Annotated in this window: 14 protein-coding genes and 1 tRNA gene; 10 read left to right on the top strand and 5 right to left on the bottom strand. The window is 46.6% G+C overall.

What is annotated here, in order from left to right:
- The first annotated feature begins 4 nt into the window (after positions 1 to 4).
- The 7 genes from ACYVD3_RS21110 (at position 5) to ACYVD3_RS21080 (ending at position 9803) form a co-directional block, all read left to right on the top strand.
- Complete coding sequence (locus ACYVD3_RS21110; RefSeq protein ID WP_460644473.1) at positions 5 to 2239, top strand: DNA gyrase/topoisomerase IV subunit A; 2235 nt, start codon at positions 5 to 7, stop codon at positions 2237 to 2239.
- A 160-nt stretch (positions 2240 to 2399) separates the two neighbouring features.
- Positions 2400 to 3488 carry an aspartate-semialdehyde dehydrogenase gene (asd, locus tag ACYVD3_RS21105; RefSeq protein WP_460644472.1) on the top strand — a complete coding sequence of 363 codons (1089 nt, stop codon included), beginning with the start codon at positions 2400 to 2402 and terminating at the stop codon, positions 3486 to 3488.
- 67 nt (positions 3489 to 3555) lie between these two features.
- Complete coding sequence (locus ACYVD3_RS21100; protein ID WP_460644471.1) at positions 3556 to 4617, top strand: aldose epimerase family protein; 1062 nt, start codon at positions 3556 to 3558, stop codon at positions 4615 to 4617.
- A 76-nt stretch (positions 4618 to 4693) separates the two neighbouring features.
- Positions 4694 to 5584 carry a DMT family transporter gene (locus tag ACYVD3_RS21095; protein WP_460644470.1) on the top strand — a complete coding sequence of 297 codons (891 nt, stop codon included), beginning with the start codon at positions 4694 to 4696 and terminating at the stop codon, positions 5582 to 5584.
- A gap of 77 nt (positions 5585 to 5661) precedes the next feature.
- Positions 5662 to 7767, top strand: coding sequence for a DNA topoisomerase (locus ACYVD3_RS21090; protein ID WP_460644469.1), 2106 nt, complete (start codon positions 5662 to 5664; stop codon positions 7765 to 7767).
- Positions 7768 to 7779: 12 nt separating this feature from the next.
- On the top strand, positions 7780 to 8463 hold the full coding sequence (locus ACYVD3_RS21085) for an LbetaH domain-containing protein (RefSeq protein ID WP_460644468.1): 684 nt from the start codon (positions 7780 to 7782) through the stop codon (positions 8461 to 8463).
- Between the two features lie 11 nt (positions 8464 to 8474).
- A complete protein-coding gene (locus ACYVD3_RS21080) occupies positions 8475 to 9803 on the top strand; it encodes a sodium-dependent transporter (RefSeq protein WP_460644467.1) in 1329 nt (442 codons plus the stop codon).
- A gap of 133 nt (positions 9804 to 9936) precedes the next feature.
- On the opposite strand, the gene upp is transcribed toward ACYVD3_RS21080, so the two are convergent.
- The 5 genes from upp to ACYVD3_RS21055 all read right to left on the bottom strand — a co-directional run bounded on the left by upp (position 9937) and on the right by ACYVD3_RS21055 (position 12623).
- Positions 9937 to 10566: a uracil phosphoribosyltransferase gene (upp, locus tag ACYVD3_RS21075; protein ID WP_460644714.1), complete on the bottom strand. Its 630-nt coding sequence runs from the start codon at positions 10564 to 10566 to the stop codon at positions 9937 to 9939.
- 199 nt (positions 10567 to 10765) lie between these two features.
- The gene (locus ACYVD3_RS21070) at positions 10766 to 11080 is read right to left on the bottom strand and encodes a hypothetical protein (protein WP_460644466.1); all 315 of its coding nucleotides are present in this window, start codon (positions 11078 to 11080) and stop codon (positions 10766 to 10768) included.
- Positions 11081 to 11276: 196 nt separating this feature from the next.
- On the bottom strand, positions 11277 to 11441 hold the full coding sequence (locus ACYVD3_RS21065) for a hypothetical protein (protein ID WP_460644465.1): 165 nt from the start codon (positions 11439 to 11441) through the stop codon (positions 11277 to 11279).
- A gap of 71 nt (positions 11442 to 11512) precedes the next feature.
- Positions 11513 to 12349 (bottom strand): DUF4163 domain-containing protein, encoded by an 837-nt coding sequence (locus ACYVD3_RS21060; RefSeq protein WP_460644464.1) that lies wholly within the window; start codon positions 12347 to 12349, stop codon positions 11513 to 11515.
- A 191-nt stretch (positions 12350 to 12540) separates the two neighbouring features.
- Positions 12541 to 12623, bottom strand: a tRNA-Leu gene (locus ACYVD3_RS21055).
- A 133-nt stretch (positions 12624 to 12756) separates the two neighbouring features.
- Between ACYVD3_RS21055 and ACYVD3_RS21050 the strand changes: the two genes are divergently transcribed.
- The 3 genes from ACYVD3_RS21050 to coaE all read left to right on the top strand — a co-directional run bounded on the left by ACYVD3_RS21050 (position 12757) and on the right by coaE (position 16365).
- On the top strand, positions 12757 to 13104 hold the full coding sequence (locus ACYVD3_RS21050) for an anti-sigma factor family protein (protein WP_460644463.1): 348 nt from the start codon (positions 12757 to 12759) through the stop codon (positions 13102 to 13104).
- Positions 13105 to 13215: 111 nt separating this feature from the next.
- Positions 13216 to 15768 carry a DNA polymerase I gene (gene polA, locus ACYVD3_RS21045; protein WP_460644462.1) on the top strand — a complete coding sequence of 851 codons (2553 nt, stop codon included), beginning with the start codon at positions 13216 to 13218 and terminating at the stop codon, positions 15766 to 15768.
- A 15-nt stretch (positions 15769 to 15783) separates the two neighbouring features.
- Positions 15784 to 16365: a dephospho-CoA kinase gene (coaE, locus tag ACYVD3_RS21040; protein WP_460644461.1), complete on the top strand. Its 582-nt coding sequence runs from the start codon at positions 15784 to 15786 to the stop codon at positions 16363 to 16365.
- The last annotated feature ends 147 nt before the right edge of the window (positions 16366 to 16512 follow it).

Here is a 16512-nt window from a genome sequence, read left to right as displayed (position 1 = left end):
AAATATGGCAGAAAAAATCATTAAAACAGAGTATTCCGAGGAAATGCAGAAGAGCTACATGAACTATTCCATGAGCGTCATCACAGCCAGAGCCATCCCGGATGCAAGAGACGGTCTAAAGCCGGTGCAGCGGCGTGTATTATATGATATGAGCGAGCTTCGCTTAAACCACGATAAGCCACACAGAAAATCGGCCCGTATCGTGGGCGATACCATGGGTAAGTACCATCCCCATGGCGACAGCTCCATTTATGAAACCCTGGTGGTCATGTCCCAGATATTTAAGAAGGGAATGCCGCTGGTAAACGGCCACGGAAACTTCGGTTCTATTGAGGGGGACGGGGCAGCGGCCATGCGTTACACGGAAGCCAGGCTGGAAAAATTTGCAGAGGAAGTCTATTTAAGGGATTTGGATAAAACGGTGGACTTTGTCCCCAATTACGATGAAACGGAAAAAGAACCGGAGGTCCTTCCGGTACGGGTGCCCAACCTCCTGATAAACGGGGCGGAGGGTATTGCAGTAGGTATGAGTACCAGCATCCCGGCCCATAACCTGGGCGAGGTCATTGACGCAGTACAGGCCTATATTGACAACCCGGATATCTCCAGCCGTGAGCTGATGGAATATTTACCCGGGCCGGATTTTCCCACAGGCGGTATCATAGCCAATAAAAGCGATCTGCCCTCCATCTATGAAACAGGCGCAGGAAAAATCAAGCTCCGGGGCAAGATTGAAGTGGAGCTGGGAAAAAGGAAGGCAGATAAGGACAAGCTGGTGATCACGGAAATCCCCTACACTATGATAGGAGCCGGGATCAATAAATTCCTGATAGATGTGGCCGATCTGGTGGAAAGCAAGAAGCTGGGGGATGTGGTGGATATTTCAAACCAGTCCAACAAGGAAGGAATCCGGATCGTTCTGGAACTGCGAAAGGATGCGGATGTGGAAAAGATCCGCAACATCCTTTATAAGAAGACAAAGCTGGAGGACACCTACGGCGTCAATATGCTGGCCATTGCAGGTGGCAGGCCGGAGATTTTAAACCTAAAGGGTATTCTTAAAAACTATCTGGATTTCCAATATAAAAATGCCACCAGAAAATACCAGACCCTTTTGGAAAAAGAGCTGGAAAAAAAGGAGATCAGGGAAGGCCTTATTAAGGCCTGTGACATCATCGACCTGATTATCGCAGTTTTAAGAGGTTCCAAAAACTTAAAGGATGCAAAGAACTGTCTCATGACCGGAGACATTTCAAATATCAATTTCAAGGTCAAGGGATTTGAAGAGGATGCAAAGACCATGCACTTTACGGAGAAGCAGGCTACCGCCATATTGGAAATGCGCCTCTATAAGCTGATCGGCCTGGAAATCCTCCAATTGGAAAAGGAATATAAAGAGACTTTGGCTAAAATTGCGGAATATGAAAAAATCCTCTCCAGCAGGAAAAATATGGACAGGGTGATCAAGGATGATTTAAACCAGATCAAAAAGGAATATGCCACTCCACGAAGGACTTTAATCGAGGACGGAAAGGAAGCCGTCTATGATGAAACGGCTGTTGCAGTGTCTGAGGTGACCTTTGTCATGGACCGCTTCGGCTACTGCAAGGTCCTGGACAAGGCAGCCTATGAGAGAAATAAAGAAACCATTGAAACCGAGAACCCCTATGTGGTAAACTGTTTAAACACGGACAAGATCTGCATCTTTACCAATAAAGGAAATTTACATCAGGTGAAGGTTCAGGATATTCCAGGCGGAAAGCTGCGGGATAAAGGGACGCCCATTGAGAACTTAAGCAAGTTTGACGGAACCAGGGAAGAGATCGTGCACCTGTGCCATGCAGAGGGGCTTAAAGGACGTAAATTCCTCTTTGCCACAAAGCAGGCCCTTGTAAAACTGGTACCGGGAGAAGAATTTGAAACCAACAACAGGACAGTGGCCGCCACAAAGCTTCAGGATGACGATATGCTTCTTAAGGTCCAGCTTGTAAACGGGCAGATGGATGTGGTGCTTCAGACGTCGGCAGGCGTATTTTTACGTTTCCTGACAGAGGAAATCCCAGAGATGAAGAAGAACGCCAGAGGCGTGAGGGGCATCAAGCTGGCTCCTGGAGAAGAGCTGGAGGCAGTGCATTTGATAGGGGAAGATCCGGTCATTCATTACAAGGAAAAAGAGGTTCATTTAAACCGGCTGAAGATTGGAAAACGTGACGGAAAAGGCAGTAAGGTGCGCCTTTAGTGCTTTACTGCAGCATACATTTCGAGAAAACGTATGCCGTGGGCGTACAAATGTATTTTTCTGGCGAATAAATATTGATTTTTTTTTCACTTTGTTATAGGATAGTTAAGAATTTAGCATATCATAAGAATACAAAATGAAAAGAAAAGAGGAGAAAGCGATGGAAAAGAAATTGCGAGTTGGCGTTTTAGGAGCAACCGGTATGGTGGGACAGAGATTTATATCTCTTCTGGAGAATCATCCCTGGTATGAGGTAGTGACTGTGGCGGCAAGCCCCCGTTCTGCAGGCAGGACTTATGAGGAAGCAGTGGGCGGCCGTTGGAAAATGACTACCCCAATGCCTGAGTCCGTAAAAAAGTTATCTGTCATGAATGTCAATGAAGTGGAAGCGGTTGCAGCCAGTGTTGATTTTGTTTTCAGCGCTGTTGATATGACAAAGGAAGAAATAAAGGCCATTGAGGAAGCATATGCAAAGACCGGGACACCGGTGGTATCCAATAACAGCGCCCATCGCTGGACATCAGATGTTCCTATGGTGGTGCCGGAGATTAATCCTGAGCATTTTGAAGTCATTGAGGATCAGAAAAAACGCCTGGGAACGGACAGGGGATTCATTGTGGTAAAGCCCAACTGTTCTATTCAAAGCTATGCTCCTGTTCTGACAGCCTGGAAGGAATTCGAACCATATGAAGTGGTAGCCACCACCTATCAGGCCATCTCAGGAGCAGGAAAGACCTTTAAGGACTGGCCGGAGATGGTAGAAAACATCATTCCTTACATCGGAGGGGAAGAAGAAAAGAGTGAGCAGGAGCCTCTCCGCCTTTGGGGAAAGGTGGAAAACGGGGAGATCGTGAAAGCAAGTGAACCGGTCATCACCTGTCAGTGCATCCGGGTGCCCGTATTAAATGGACATACGGCGGCTGTATTCGTAAAATTCCGCAAAAAACCAACCAAGGAAGAATTGATCGACCGCATAGTGAATTTTAAGGGCCTTCCTCAGGAACTAAAGCTTCCAAGCGCTCCCAAGCAGTTCATACAATATTTAGAAGAAGATAACCGTCCTCAGGTGACCCTTGATGTGGATTTTGAAAACGGAATGGGAATCTCCGTAGGACGTTTAAGAGAAGATTCGGTTTACGATTATAAGTTTGTGGGCCTGTCCCACAACACGGTCCGCGGAGCGGCCGGGGGAGCGGTTCTCTCAGCAGAGCTTTTAACCGCAAAGGGATATATTAAAGCCAAGGAATGATTGGATCATAAAGCTCTCTCCATTATGGGAGAGAGCTTTCAGTAAAAAGGTATATGGAGGAAAGAACATGGCGTACAAGAAAGAGCTTTGGGGAAACATGTCCGATGGAAGAGAGGTGTATTTGTATACACTGGTAAACCGAAACGGAGTTTCCGCTTCATTTACGAATCTGGGTGCAGTTTGGGTTACCATGAACGTGCCTGACAGAAATGGAACTATGGTTGATGTAGTCCTGGGATTTGACAGTGTGGACCAGTATCTGTTAAACCCGCCTCATTTTGGAGCTCCCATCGGACGGAACGCCAACCGCATTGGCGGCGCGAGATTCAGCATTAAGGGAAAAGAATACATACTGGAAGCCAATAATGGACCAAATAATCTTCACAGCGGTCCGGATCTTTACCATAGCCGCCTTTGGGACAGTGAGGCAGAGGAAAATGATCTGGGAACCAGCATCAGCTTTTCCCTCTTTTCCCCAGATGGAGACCAGGGATTTCCGGGAGATGCAAACATTACCATAACCTATACTCTTACAGCCGATGACAGCCTTGAGATTTCCTACCATATGATCTGCGATGCAGATACCGTGGCTAATTTCACCAATCACAGCTATTTCAATCTGAATGGACAGAATGGCACAAACGCCATGAACCAGCGGGTCTGGATCGACGGGGATGCTTATACAAGGACGGATAAAGGTTCCATTCCAACCGGAGAGCTGATTCCTGTTAAGGGAACTCCCATGGACTTTACGGTGATGAAGCCCATTGAACAGGATATTAATGAAGAATATGAGGCACTGGCTATTGGCAATGGCTATGACCATAACTGGGTTTTAAACCATCCGGCCGGAGAGGTTTCCCTGTGTGCCGCAGCGGAGTCAGATAAGACAGGCATTCGGATGGAGGTTTATACAGACCTTCCGGGAATACAGTTTTACACTGCCAACTCCTTAAAAAATGGAACCGTGGGAAAAGGCGGAACGGTTTATGGAAATCGCTGCTGCTATTGCTTTGAAACCCAGTATTATCCCGATTCCGTGAATAAACCGGAATTCCAGTCTCCTGTTTTAAAGGCTGGCGAGGAATATAAGACAGCCACCATTTACAAGTTTTCCAATATAAAATAAAAGGTAACAAAAAGATAAACCAGGGACGCAGGATACTGCGCCCCTGCTCTTATGTGAAAGGACATCAGGTGTATACATGAACAAACAGGACGGAAAAGGGATCAAGGCATTGTCTGCCTTGGGTCTGATTATAACAACAATCATATGGGGCAGTGCCTTTGTTGTGATGAAACATTCGGTGGAAGTGATCACTCCTGCCTATCTGCTGGCTCTGCGCTTTACCATTGCTTCCGCCGGGCTGGTAGCTGTGTTTTGGAAACGGGTGAGAAGAATCCGTAAAACCGATGTAATGTGCGGCGGGCTTTTGGGCGTATTTTTGTTTATCAGCTATTTATTTCAGACCTATGGCCTTAAATATACCACTGCCAGCAAAAATGCTTTTATCACCACATTGTACGTGATCCTGGTACCCTTTCTTCATTGGTTTTATAATAAAAAAAGGCCTTTCCGGAACAATGTGGCTGCCGCGGCGATCGCTGTGCTGGGACTTGCCCTTTTGTCCCTGGAGGGAGATCTTTCTGTAAATACAGGGGATTTAATGACTTTAGTATGCGGCTTTTTCTTTGCATTTCATATCGTTTTTATCGACCGTTATACTGAGGACCATGACCCCATTGTCTTGACAGTCATCCAGATGGTTGTGGCGGCAATATTGAGCTGGGCAATGGCGTTTCCTTTGGAAGGTTCCTTTGATTTTAAGGTGATTGACCCTTCCATGATGACCAGCCTGCTGTATCTGGGGATTTTCAGCACAATGCTCTGTTTCCTTTTTCAGAATGTGGGGCAGAAGCATTTAAGCCCTAATACTTCATCCATCATATTATCTTTTGAAGCCGTATTCGGACTGGGGTTTTCCGTTATCTTTCTGGAGGAACCGGTGACGTTAAAACTGGCAGCAGGATGCGCTCTGATGTTTGCTTCTGTTATCCTGTCTGAGTATAAAAGAAAGGTTTCTGGAAAATCATAGTTGCCAGAAAGATTTGCTATTCGTGAATTTTAATGGTATAATAGAAGGGTTACTATCATAAGGCGGTAGGGAGAGATATGTCAAAATCGTTATACATTGCAGAAAAACCAAGTGTGGCCCAGGAATTTGCCAATGCTTTAAAGGCTAACGGAAGGCGCAGGGATGGATACATGGAATCGGACCAGGTGATCATAACCTGGTGCGTGGGGCATCTGGTAACGATGAGCTATCCGGAAAGCTATGATCCAAAATACAAGCGGTGGAGCCTTTCCACCCTTCCATTTCTTCCCAGGGAATTTAAGTATGAGGTGATTCCAAGCGTTGAAAAGCAATTTAAGATTGTGAGCGGTCTGCTGAACCGTCCTGATGTGGATACTATTTATGTGTGCACGGACTCCGGACGGGAGGGAGAGTACATATACCGTCTGGTGGCGCAGATGGCAGGAGTTGAGGGCAAGAAGCAGAAGCGTGTGTGGATTGATTCCCAGACTGAGGATGAGATTTTAAGAGGCATCCGGGAAGCAAAGGACGAATCCGAATACGATAACCTTTCCGCATCTGCTTATTTAAGGGCAAAAGAAGATTATCTCATGGGAATTAATTTTTCACGATTGCTTACACTAAGGTATGGACAGCACATTTCTAATTATTTAAAAAGCGGAAAGAACACGGTAATATCCGTGGGCCGCGTCATGACCTGTGTCATGGGAATGGTGGTGCGGAAAGAGCGGGAGATAAGGGAATTTGTGAAGACCCCATTTTACCGTGTGATCGGAACCTTTTCCAGGGAAGATCCGGCCAATCCCCAATTGTCTGGCATGGATTTTGACGGGGAATGGAGAAGCGCCCCCGGATCCAGGTATTATGAATCTCCTTTTCTTTATAAGGAAAACGGCTTTAAGGAACGTAAATACGCAGAAGAGCTGATAAACACCCTGTCTCTTATGGACCCCATGGAAGGAACCGTTGCTTCCATAGAAAAGAAAAAGGAAACAAAGAATCCGCCTCTGCTTTACAATCTGGCGGAGCTTCAGAATGACTGTTCCAGGATGTTTAAGATCAGCCCTGATGAAACCTTAAAGCTGGTCCAGGAGCTCTATGAAAAGAAGCTGGTCACCTACCCAAGAACCGATGCCAGAGTCCTGTCCACGGCAGTTGCAAAGGAGATCCATAAGAACATTGGAGGGCTTAAGGGTTTTGAGCCTTTGGCGGAAGCTGCGGCAGAGGTCATGGAGAAAGGCTCTTACCGGACCATTGAAAAAACCAGGTATGTCAATGATAAGCAGATCACGGACCACTATGCCATCATACCTACAGGGCAGGGCCTTGCAGCAGTAAAAGGGCTGTCTTCTTTGGGAGGCAGGGTTTATGAAGTCATAGCAAGAAGATTCCTAAGTGTTTTTTATCCACCGGCTGTCTACCAGAAATATGCACTGGAGCTTGTGGCGGATCCACCGTGCCCTGATCCACCGGTCAAGGAACATTTTTATGCCAATTTCCGAGTCATGCTGGAAGCCGGCTATTTAAAAATTGCAGAGGTATCCTGGGGGAAAAAGAAGCAGCAGGAAGAATGCAGCGGAGAAGCGCCCTCTGAGGGAACTGGCCAGGAAGAGAATAATCCGGAATCCTCTCAGAATCAAATGGATAATCCGGCGTTTGTCGCCATGCTTGGAAGTTTAAAAAAGGGAATGAAGCTTCCTCTTAAGAAACTGACCATTAAGGAAGGAGAAACATCTCCGCCTAAACGGTATACCTCCGGTTCCATAATCTTAGCCATGGAAAATGCCGGACAGCTTATAGAAGATGAAGAGCTTCGGGCCCAGATAAAGGGAAGCGGGATCGGAACCAGTGCTACCAGGGCTGAGATCTTAAAAAAGCTGTTTCATATTAAGTATCTTTCCCTAAACACCAAGACCCAGGTGATCATTCCCACACTTTTGGGAGAAATGATTTTTGATGTGGTCAATGCCTCCATCAGACAGCTCCTTAATCCGGAACTGACGGCAAGCTGGGAAAAAGGGCTGAATTATGTGGCGGAGGGGACCATAACCCCTGAAGAATATATGGAGAAACTGGAAAATTTTGTTGCCGGGCGGACCTCAGGAGTTTTGAGGCTTAACAATCATTATGACCTTCATAGCGTATTTGACACTGCGGCAGCTAATTATAAAAAACAAAAATAGGAGATTATTAAAATGAAAAAAGAAGATATGACAAACCAGGACTTATTTGATATCAATCATACCATAGCTAAATTATTATTTGAACAGACCACATATCCCTGGGAGATCCTTCCCAAAATCAGCGAATTCATCGTTTCCCTGGGAGCGCGTCTTCCAAAGGATGAATTTGTTCATGTGGGAAAAGCCGTGTGGATTCACAAATCCATAAACCTTCCGCCAACAGCCTGTATGGGTGAGCATGTGATTATCTGCAAGGGCGCACAGATCCGCCATTGTGCATTTATTAGAGGCAATGCCATCATTGGAGAGGGCGCTGTCATAGGAAACTCCTCTGAAATTAAGAATTCCATTCTTTTTGACGGAGTACAGGTTCCTCATTATAATTACGTAGGAGATTCCATCTTAGGCTATAAGTCTCATATGGGCGCTTCTTCTCTGGCTTCCAACGTAAAAACCGATAAGTCTCTGGTTACGGTTCATGCAGAAGACGGGGATATTGAGACCGGCCTTAAGAAATTCGGAGCTATCATAGGTGACTTCGTTGAGATCGGCTGCGGCGCAGTCTTAAATCCTGGAACCGTGATCGGACCGAAGTCCAATATTTATCCTCTTTCCTGTGTCAGAGGCTGTGTAGATGCCAACTCCATCTATAAGAACCAGGGAGAAGTTATAGAGAAAAAATTGATCGAGGAATAAGGAACAGTACAATGGATAATCAACACTCTGGGGCGAAAAACGAAACCTTTGGTTCGCGGATGGGATTTATTCTCGCCTCTGTTGGCTCTGCGGTAGGTATGGGGAATATCTGGATGTTCCCATACCGCCTGGGGCAGTATGGGGGAGCTGCTTTTTTACTGGTGTATTTTGGCTTTGTTCTTTTATTTGGTATAGTCGGACTTTCCGGTGAGTTCGCGTTTGGAAGGCTGACCGGGACAGGACCAATAGGTTCCTACGATTATGCCATGAAGACCAGGGGGAAAAAGGGAGGAGCCTTTTTCGGGGCAATTCCTTTGATCGGCTCTTTCGGCATTGCCATTGGCTATGCAATCATTGTAGGCTGGGTTCTTAAGTATCTGTTCGGTTCCCTGACCGGCGCCATGATGAACTCAGATACAAGAGAGTACTTTTCCAGCATGACGGGAAAATTCGGCAGCGTGCCCTGGCATTTCCTTGTGGTGGTCATTACGGTGGCAGTGCTGGCAGGCGGTGTATTAAAGGGCATTGAAAAGGTAAATGCCATCATGATGCCATCCTTTTTTATCCTGTTCGCCATTATTGCGGTACGGGTCTTTTTTCTTCCAGGTGCTCTGGCAGGCTATGAATACCTTTTGGTTCCCAGATGGGAATACTTGCTGAAGCCGGAAACCTGGGTAATGGCTATGGGCCAGGCATTCTTTTCCTTATCCATTACAGGCTCCGGAATGGTCATTTACGGAAGCTATTTAGATAAGAAGGAGGATATTCCCAAGGCAGCCATTACTACCGCATTATTGGATACGGTCGCAGCGCTTTTGGCCGGTTTTGCCATTATTCCGGCGGTCTTTGCCTTCCAGATGGACCCAGCCAGCGGCCCTCCCCTCATGTTTATCACAGTTCCCAAGGTATTTTCCATGATACCGGCGGGAAGATGGGTGGCAGTGCTGTTTTTCCTTTCCGTGTTGTTTGCCGGAGTAACTTCTCTGGTGAACATGCTTGAGGTATGCTCAGAGGCTGTCCAGACTCATTTGCACCTATCCCGGAGAAAAGCCATTTTTCTGGTGGGAGCCGCGGTATTTATTCCAGGGCTTTTCATAGAATATGAGCCATATATGGGATTCTTTATGGATTTAATTACCATATACGTGGTTCCCTTTGGGGCTGTTTTGTGTTCCATCATGATTTACTGGGTTTTAAAGGATGGAAGGATCATGGAAGAGTTAAACAAGGGACGGGAGAAGCCTTTAGGGGCGGCCTACCTTTTTACTGCAAAATATGTCTATGTTTTTCTTGCGGCCCTGGTGTTCGCACTTAGCATTTTATATAAAGGAATCGGATAAAATCTATAAGGAAGAAGTATATCCAAAAGCAGGCAAATGAAAACGCGCTTTGAATCGGCTTTATAAGCCGGTCAATGCGCGTTTTTACTTCGTATTTTATGGAGCTGCTTTAGGGCAGTCTCTTTACTGCCTGTTATTTTGTACCGAAAATCCTATCCCCTGCATCTCCTAAGCCAGGACAGATATAGGCGTTTTCATTTAACTGGCGGTCCAGATGCCCGATGTAGATCTGAATGTCAGGGTGAGCCTCCTGAAGCCTCTTTAAGCCTTCAGGAGCAGCGATAATGGCCATGAACTTGATGTTCCTTCCGCCATGCTGCTTGATGAAATCCACAGCAGCCACTGCGGAACCGCCGGTTGCCAGCATGGGATCGGTAACAACAATGGTTCTCTGCTCAATAGGGCTTGGCAGCTTACAGTAGTATTCATGGGGCTCATGAGTAATTTCATCCCGGTACAGGCCGATATGTCCTACCTTTGCAGAGGGTACCAACGCCAGGATTCCGTTGACCATGCCCAGTCCTGCACGAAGGATGGGAACGACAGCCATTTTTTTACCGGCGATCATAGGAGTCATACAGGTCTCAATAGGAGTTTCCACCTCCACCTCCTGTAAGGGAAGATCTCTTAAGGCTTCAAATCCCATGAGCATGGCGATTTCTTCGATGAGGGCACGGAATTCGTTGGTGCCTGTCTTCTTATCTCTTAAAATAGAGATCTTGTGCTGAATGAGAGGGTGGTTAAAAATGGTTACATTGTCCATTGAAAAGTCCATAATAATTTTAATCCTTTCTTTAAGCTCTTACTGTATCAGGAGTTTCCGGCAATATGAGGTTTATGAAAACACCGATTATAACTGCAGGAAAGGAACCTGAGAGTTTCATGTAACAGAGTCAGTTAAAACCTTAAGCCCTCCAAGCTGTGGGAATCCAAGCCCAAATACAGAATCGGTCTAACTGCGGTCAGACTCCTGCTGTGTGCAAAGTCAGGAGCAGATTCCCCCAGGGAGCGGATATCCACCGCTGGGAGCATACCCAACCGCAGGATCTTAATACCGTTCTTGACCGGTTCGGGGCTGGAATGGGAACCAGCTTAAAGAAGCCATGGGCAAAAATAGAGCAGAGGATGACAACAAGCATAGCAAAGGTGACAATTCCAAGGTTTAAAGGGATGCCCCTAATAATTCTGCCTGCAAAGCTTAAACTGCCGGTAGCATCATTAATGCGGTGTTTGCCAGGCTGATTTCCAATGACAACGATCACAGGACCGGTAATCACAAGAGGAAACACCTTTTAGATTTTATCACCGCCGAGATGTAGGCAATCAAGGCAAAAATAAGATAGTCCAGACCGCAAAAATAATTCCACTCTGTGCTAAAGATACGTTTCCTGGGATCACGGTTCCTTCCGGCCGGATACTTTTGGTGACGGCGGCCAGAAAAGTGAAGGATAAACCCCAAAATACAGGAATCTTTTAGTACAGCAGTGGAATATTAAGGTGGCGGCGCCTGCAGAAAATAATGCCGGCGGTGGATTGACCTGTCAATACGGGTGCCATTACGGCAGTGCCGAACATGGCGAACAGATGCTGGATGCTGAGCAGATAATCCCTGGCTGTCAGTTTTGCGTTGTCACTCATTTTTCTACCCCATTTCTTTTTATTTTCCGTCCTATTTTATCAAAGAAAGGGGTAAATGGCAACTATTTTTCCTATTTTGTCTCAGGAGTATATTTTATAAGCGCAAAATCCCCCAAACTGTGAGGTACTGGAATGGAAACGATGATGGTGCCATGATCCTCATAGCTAAAGGATTCCGGGAAAACAGGGGCGCTGTCTGAGGCGGCTGATTCCAGGGGAAAATCCGCGGTTTGAAACATTTTCATGTATTCGTCCAGGCTGGTTTCAGCAAGTATAGGAAGTAAGGCTGACTTAAGCTCAGGGGAAACATCATAAAACTGGCAGTCAGCGGAACGAATGTATTCCGCCAGTGCCTTAGGGTCCGCATAGTCCGTGAGCCTTATATCCTTTGCCAGGGACATGTCGACCGTGTTGGTAAAAAACACATTAACCGGATGAGCCGCCCCTTCCCCGGACAATAGCCCGGTGTATACGGCAGTGATCCGCTTCCTGTCTGCGGAAATTACTTTAGCTGTAATGGAAAGGTTGTCCTTTTCCGGATTGACGGAGTATGCCTTTAGTATTTCCAGGGCATTGCTTTTTAACAGGTCGTTGATTTTTTTCTCTTTTGCTCCATCCTCTGATCCGGAGACGGCCGGATATTGTATGGAAGCCTTTCCTTCCTCATAGGTGCAAAGAACGGTGGTGATGCGGGCGGCAGAAGCAGCCTTGCTTGTTTCGTTTTCCGATCCTTTGCCGTCAGAGCTTTCGTTTTTTTCGGGCTTTGGGGCTTCTGCGGCGGAGGACATGGATTCTCCGGCAACAGTGGTTGCTGATATATTGGCTTTCATGTAATTTTTGTGTCCGCAGCCGCTTAAAATCAGGGCGCAGCCGATGAAAAGGGCTGGGATGACTGTATTTCGTTTCATAGAATTGCCTCCCTTCATTTTTCGTGATTTTTTTACAGTATACCACAAATGTTGCGGCTGTGCCTGGATTTTTCCGGAATTAAGAAAATTGTTGGAAATTACTGGGAATGAGCCCTAAAGGACAGAGAAAAGGCCCTGGAAATCTGAAAAAATTCAGGTTTCCAAGACCTTGCTCCCTGCCAAGGGTGTAGTGCCGGCAGTGGGACTTGAACCCACACGATGTCGCCATCAACGGATTTTGAGTCCGCCTCGTCTGCCATTCCGACATGCCGGCGTTGTTTACAACGTTCATTATTTTATCATAGGATTTTCCATTTGGCAAGTGTTTTTTTACGATTATTAAATTGAAAATAAGTAAAATATATTGTATGATAGACAGAAGATGAGGTTAAGGAGGTGTCTGGACCATGACATGTAAGGAAGCGGAACGTCTGGTTATGCCATACATCAAAGATGAATTGACGGACGAAGAGCTGAGGGAATTTCTGGAACATATGGAATCCTGTACGGATTGCAGGGAGGAACTGGAAATATACTTTACTGTGGACGTAGGAATCAGGCAGTTGGACTCCGAAACGGGGAATTATAATATAAAAGGAGCGCTGGAGGCTGCCATAGAACAGTCCAGGCAAAGGCTGCAGGTGATACGGTGTATTAAAATTGCCAGATATGCGGTGTCCACGGTCAGTATCATGGCGCTGGTCTTAACGGTCCTTCTGCAGTGCAGGATCTGGATGCAGTGGGGATTACTATGATGGAAGGAAATACCCTGGGGTATACTTTTTGCCCTAAAGTAATGGGCAGGAAAGAGGAAACACCCTGTGGGTATACCTTTATGCCATAAATGTGGGCAGGAAAGAGGAAATATGGACAGAAAAAGAATTATATTAATTGACGGAAGCAGCATGATAGAGAATGCTTTTTATGGATTACCTTCCAGTGGAGCGAAAGGGGTCCAAAGCCTGGTCATGAAATTGATGGAGGCAAAAGAAGCGGAATATTTTGCTGCGGCCTTTGATTCAGGAACAGAAGATATCCGTAAGGAAAACCTTAAAAGTACAGAGTTGTATGAAGGGATTTTAAAGCAGGAAGAGCTTTTAAAAGAGGCCCTTCCTTCCTTGGGGATTCCTGTTTTTAATAAGGAAGGATACACTTCTTCCGATATACTGGCTACACTGGCAAAAAGGTGTCAGGAAGAGGAGGGAGAAGTCATGCTCCTGTCCGGAGATCGGAAGCTTTTGCAGGCAGTGGGGGAACATGTAACCCTTAAGATTCCTGCTGTAGGAGAAGAAGGCCTGGAATTTAAGTCTTATTCCACGGAACGTATCAGGGAAGAATTCGGCCTTGAGCCGGAGGAGTTAAAAGGAGTCTTTGGACTGGCCGGAGCACGGGGAATCGGAGAAAAAACCGCCTGTGAATTGATAAGAACGTATCAAACCATTGAAGATATTTATAAGCAAATTGAAAAAATAGAGTCTCAGAGGATCAGGGAGGCGCTTACAGAAAATCAGGAAGAAGTCAGGAGAAAGGAAGAACTTGCTGCCCTTCACAGGGATTGCGATGTCCGCCTGGATTACACAAAAACCCTGGAACAGGCTGAGATCCAGAAGATTATTGACATGGATTTTGTACCCGCCGTTTTCCCGGGAGAAGAAGAGGAAGACTCCCTGGAATCAGGCTTTCATGTTGTCACGGATCTTTCAGAGGCTGAGGCTGTTTTTTTAAGATGCGGGGAAGGCTGCCGCCTGGGGATCCAGTTGGTGGTCGAGGACAAGGCCTTGACAGCTCTGTCTCTTTGTCTCAGCGAAACAGAATGCTACTGCTTCATTCCCCAGGAGTCTCTTAAGCCGGAATATCTGGCAGAGAAAGGGACAGAGATATGCAAAAGAGCAGGAAAGGCAGCAGTTCTTCATTTGAAAAGCCAGCTTTCCTTCTTAAAGCTTACGTCGGAAAGCCCGGTATTTGATGCAAGCATTGCCGGGTATCTCTTAGATCCATTAAAGGTTTCCTATGAATATAACGATCTGGCGGCGGATTACCTGGATCTTTCTATTCCATCCAGAACAGAGCTTATTGGAAAAGGCTCCTTAAAGCGTGCTCTTGAGGAAAACAGGGAAAAAGCTGTTTCCTGTATCTGCTATATGTCCTATGTGGCCTTAAGGTGTCAGGATCTGCTTCATGAGGCACTGGAAAAGACGGGCATGAATAAGCTGTTTTATGAGATCGAAATGCCTTTGACCTACAGCCTGTTTTCCATGGAAGAGGCCGGAATCCAGGTGGAAAGGGAGCGGCTGAAGGAATATGGGGACCGTCTAAAGGTCCGCATCGCGGAGCTGGAGCAGAAGATATTTGAAGAAACAGGAGAAACCTTTAACATCAATTCTCCGAAACAGTTGGGAGAGGTGCTTTTTGACCATATGAAGATCCCGGGAGGGAAAAAGACAAAAACCGGCTATTCAACGGCTGCGGATGTATTGGAAAAGCTTGCCTCTGACTGGCCTGCGGTCAGCCTGATCCTGGATTACCGGCAGTTGACCAAATTAAATTCCACCTACGCGGATGGACTGGCCACCTATATTGGGCCGGATGAACGGATTCACGGGACCTTTAACCAGACGATTACAGCCACCGGAAGAATCAGCAGTACGGAACCAAACCTGCAGAACATTCCGGTCCGCGTGGAGCTGGGAAGGGAGATCAGGAAGGTTTTTGTACCCCAGGAGGGCTGTGTGTTCGTTGATGCGGACTATTCCCAGATTGAGCTGAGGGTTCTGGCCCATATGTCAGGGGACCAGCGTCTGATCGGAGCATATAAGCAGGCAGAGGATATTCATGCCATCACAGCCTCCCAGGTGTTCCATGTCCCCCTTCCTGAGGTAACGCCGCTTCAGAGAAGGAATGCAAAGGCCGTGAACTTCGGCATTGTATATGGAATCAGCTCCTTTGGGCTCAGCGAAGGCTTAAGCATCACCAGAAAAGAGGCATCGGAATACATTGAAAAATATTTTGAGACCTATCCGGGAGTGAAGACATTTTTAGACGGCCTTGTGGCTGAGGCGAAAGAACAGGGCTATGCGGTCAGCATGTTCGGAAGACGCCGTCCTGTTCCCGAACTGAAATCCTCCAACTTCATGCAGCGTTCCTTTGGAGAGCGGGTCGCCATGAATTCTCCCATTCAGGGAACTGCGGCCGATATTATTAAGATCGCCATGATACGGGTGGACAATGCCTTAAGAAAACAGGGATTAAGATCCCGGATCGTCCTTCAGGTTCATGATGAACTTCTCATTGAAGCATACCGGGACGAGGCAGACCAGGTAAAGGAGCTTTTGGTGGAAGAGATGAAGCATGCGGCAGACCTTGCAGTATCCCTTGAAGTGGAGGCCAATGTAGGAGACTCCTGGTTTGATTCCAAGTAAAGGGTCGGTGGCAGGATGAGAGTGATTGGACTGACCGGAGGGGTTGGAGCCGGAAAAAGCATGGTTCTTTCTATTTTAAAGGAAGAGTACGGTGGGGAAGTGATCAAGGCGGATGAGGTTGCCCACCAGTTGATGGAGCCAGGAGAAGAAGGCTATCTGGCGGTGACGGAAGCCCTGGGGAAGGGATTCTTAAATCCCGATGGGACCATTGACCGCAAGGTTTTGGCTGCACTCATTTTTCAGGATGACAGGGCAAGGAAAACCGTGGATGACATTATCCATCCTATGGTATGGAAAACCATAAATGATAAAATTTCTGCTTCCCAAGCAGGGCTTATTGTGGTAGAATTTGCAATTATAAATGAAAAGTCAGATGACAGTTGGGACGAAATGTGGTACGTCCGCACCTCAAAGGAGAACCGGATCCGCCGTTTGGCGGAAAACAGGGGCTATACGAGAGAGCATTCAGAACGTATCATAGCAAGCCAATCCTCTGAATCAGAGTTTTTAAGCCGCTGTACGCGGGTGATCGAAAATAATGGTTCTGTGGAGGAGGTAAGGAGCCAACTGGCTGAAATATTAAAAAGCAGAGGATAGGAATCCCTGGATTATGGCTGGGCAAATGGGCCATGGGAGGAAATATCCTGGGACATACCTTTTACAAAAAGCATGGGCAGGAAAGAGGAAATACCCTATGGGTATACCTTTATGCCCAAAAAGCAGGGCAGGAAAGAGGAAACACCC

It is taken from the genome of Lacrimispora brassicae (genome assembly GCF_054772055.1).
The sequence above is the reverse complement of the archived record's forward strand: the minus strand, read 5'-3'. Positions and strand labels throughout refer to the sequence as shown.

Coding starts and splice junctions, on each gene's coding strand:
- upp (WP_460644714.1), bottom strand. CDS start 10,566: ATGGACAATGTAACCATTTTTAACCACCCTCTCATTCAGCACAAGATC.
- ACYVD3_RS21080 (WP_460644467.1), top strand. CDS start 8,475: ATGGATAATCAACACTCTGGGGCGAAAAACGAAACCTTTGGTTCGCGG.
- ACYVD3_RS21110 (WP_460644473.1), top strand. CDS start 5: ATGGCAGAAAAAATCATTAAAACAGAGTATTCCGAGGAAATGCAGAAG.
- asd (WP_460644472.1), top strand. CDS start 2,400: ATGGAAAAGAAATTGCGAGTTGGCGTTTTAGGAGCAACCGGTATGGTG.
- ACYVD3_RS21100 (WP_460644471.1), top strand. CDS start 3,556: ATGGCGTACAAGAAAGAGCTTTGGGGAAACATGTCCGATGGAAGAGAG.
- ACYVD3_RS21065 (WP_460644465.1), bottom strand. CDS start 11,441: ATGAGTGACAACGCAAAACTGACAGCCAGGGATTATCTGCTCAGCATC.
- ACYVD3_RS21050 (WP_460644463.1), top strand. CDS start 12,757: ATGACATGTAAGGAAGCGGAACGTCTGGTTATGCCATACATCAAAGAT.
- ACYVD3_RS21060 (WP_460644464.1), bottom strand. CDS start 12,349: ATGAAACGAAATACAGTCATCCCAGCCCTTTTCATCGGCTGCGCCCTG.
- ACYVD3_RS21090 (WP_460644469.1), top strand. CDS start 5,662: ATGTCAAAATCGTTATACATTGCAGAAAAACCAAGTGTGGCCCAGGAA.
- coaE (WP_460644461.1), top strand. CDS start 15,784: ATGAGAGTGATTGGACTGACCGGAGGGGTTGGAGCCGGAAAAAGCATG.
- ACYVD3_RS21095 (WP_460644470.1), top strand. CDS start 4,694: ATGAACAAACAGGACGGAAAAGGGATCAAGGCATTGTCTGCCTTGGGT.
- ACYVD3_RS21085 (WP_460644468.1), top strand. CDS start 7,780: ATGAAAAAAGAAGATATGACAAACCAGGACTTATTTGATATCAATCAT.
- polA (WP_460644462.1), top strand. CDS start 13,216: ATGGACAGAAAAAGAATTATATTAATTGACGGAAGCAGCATGATAGAG.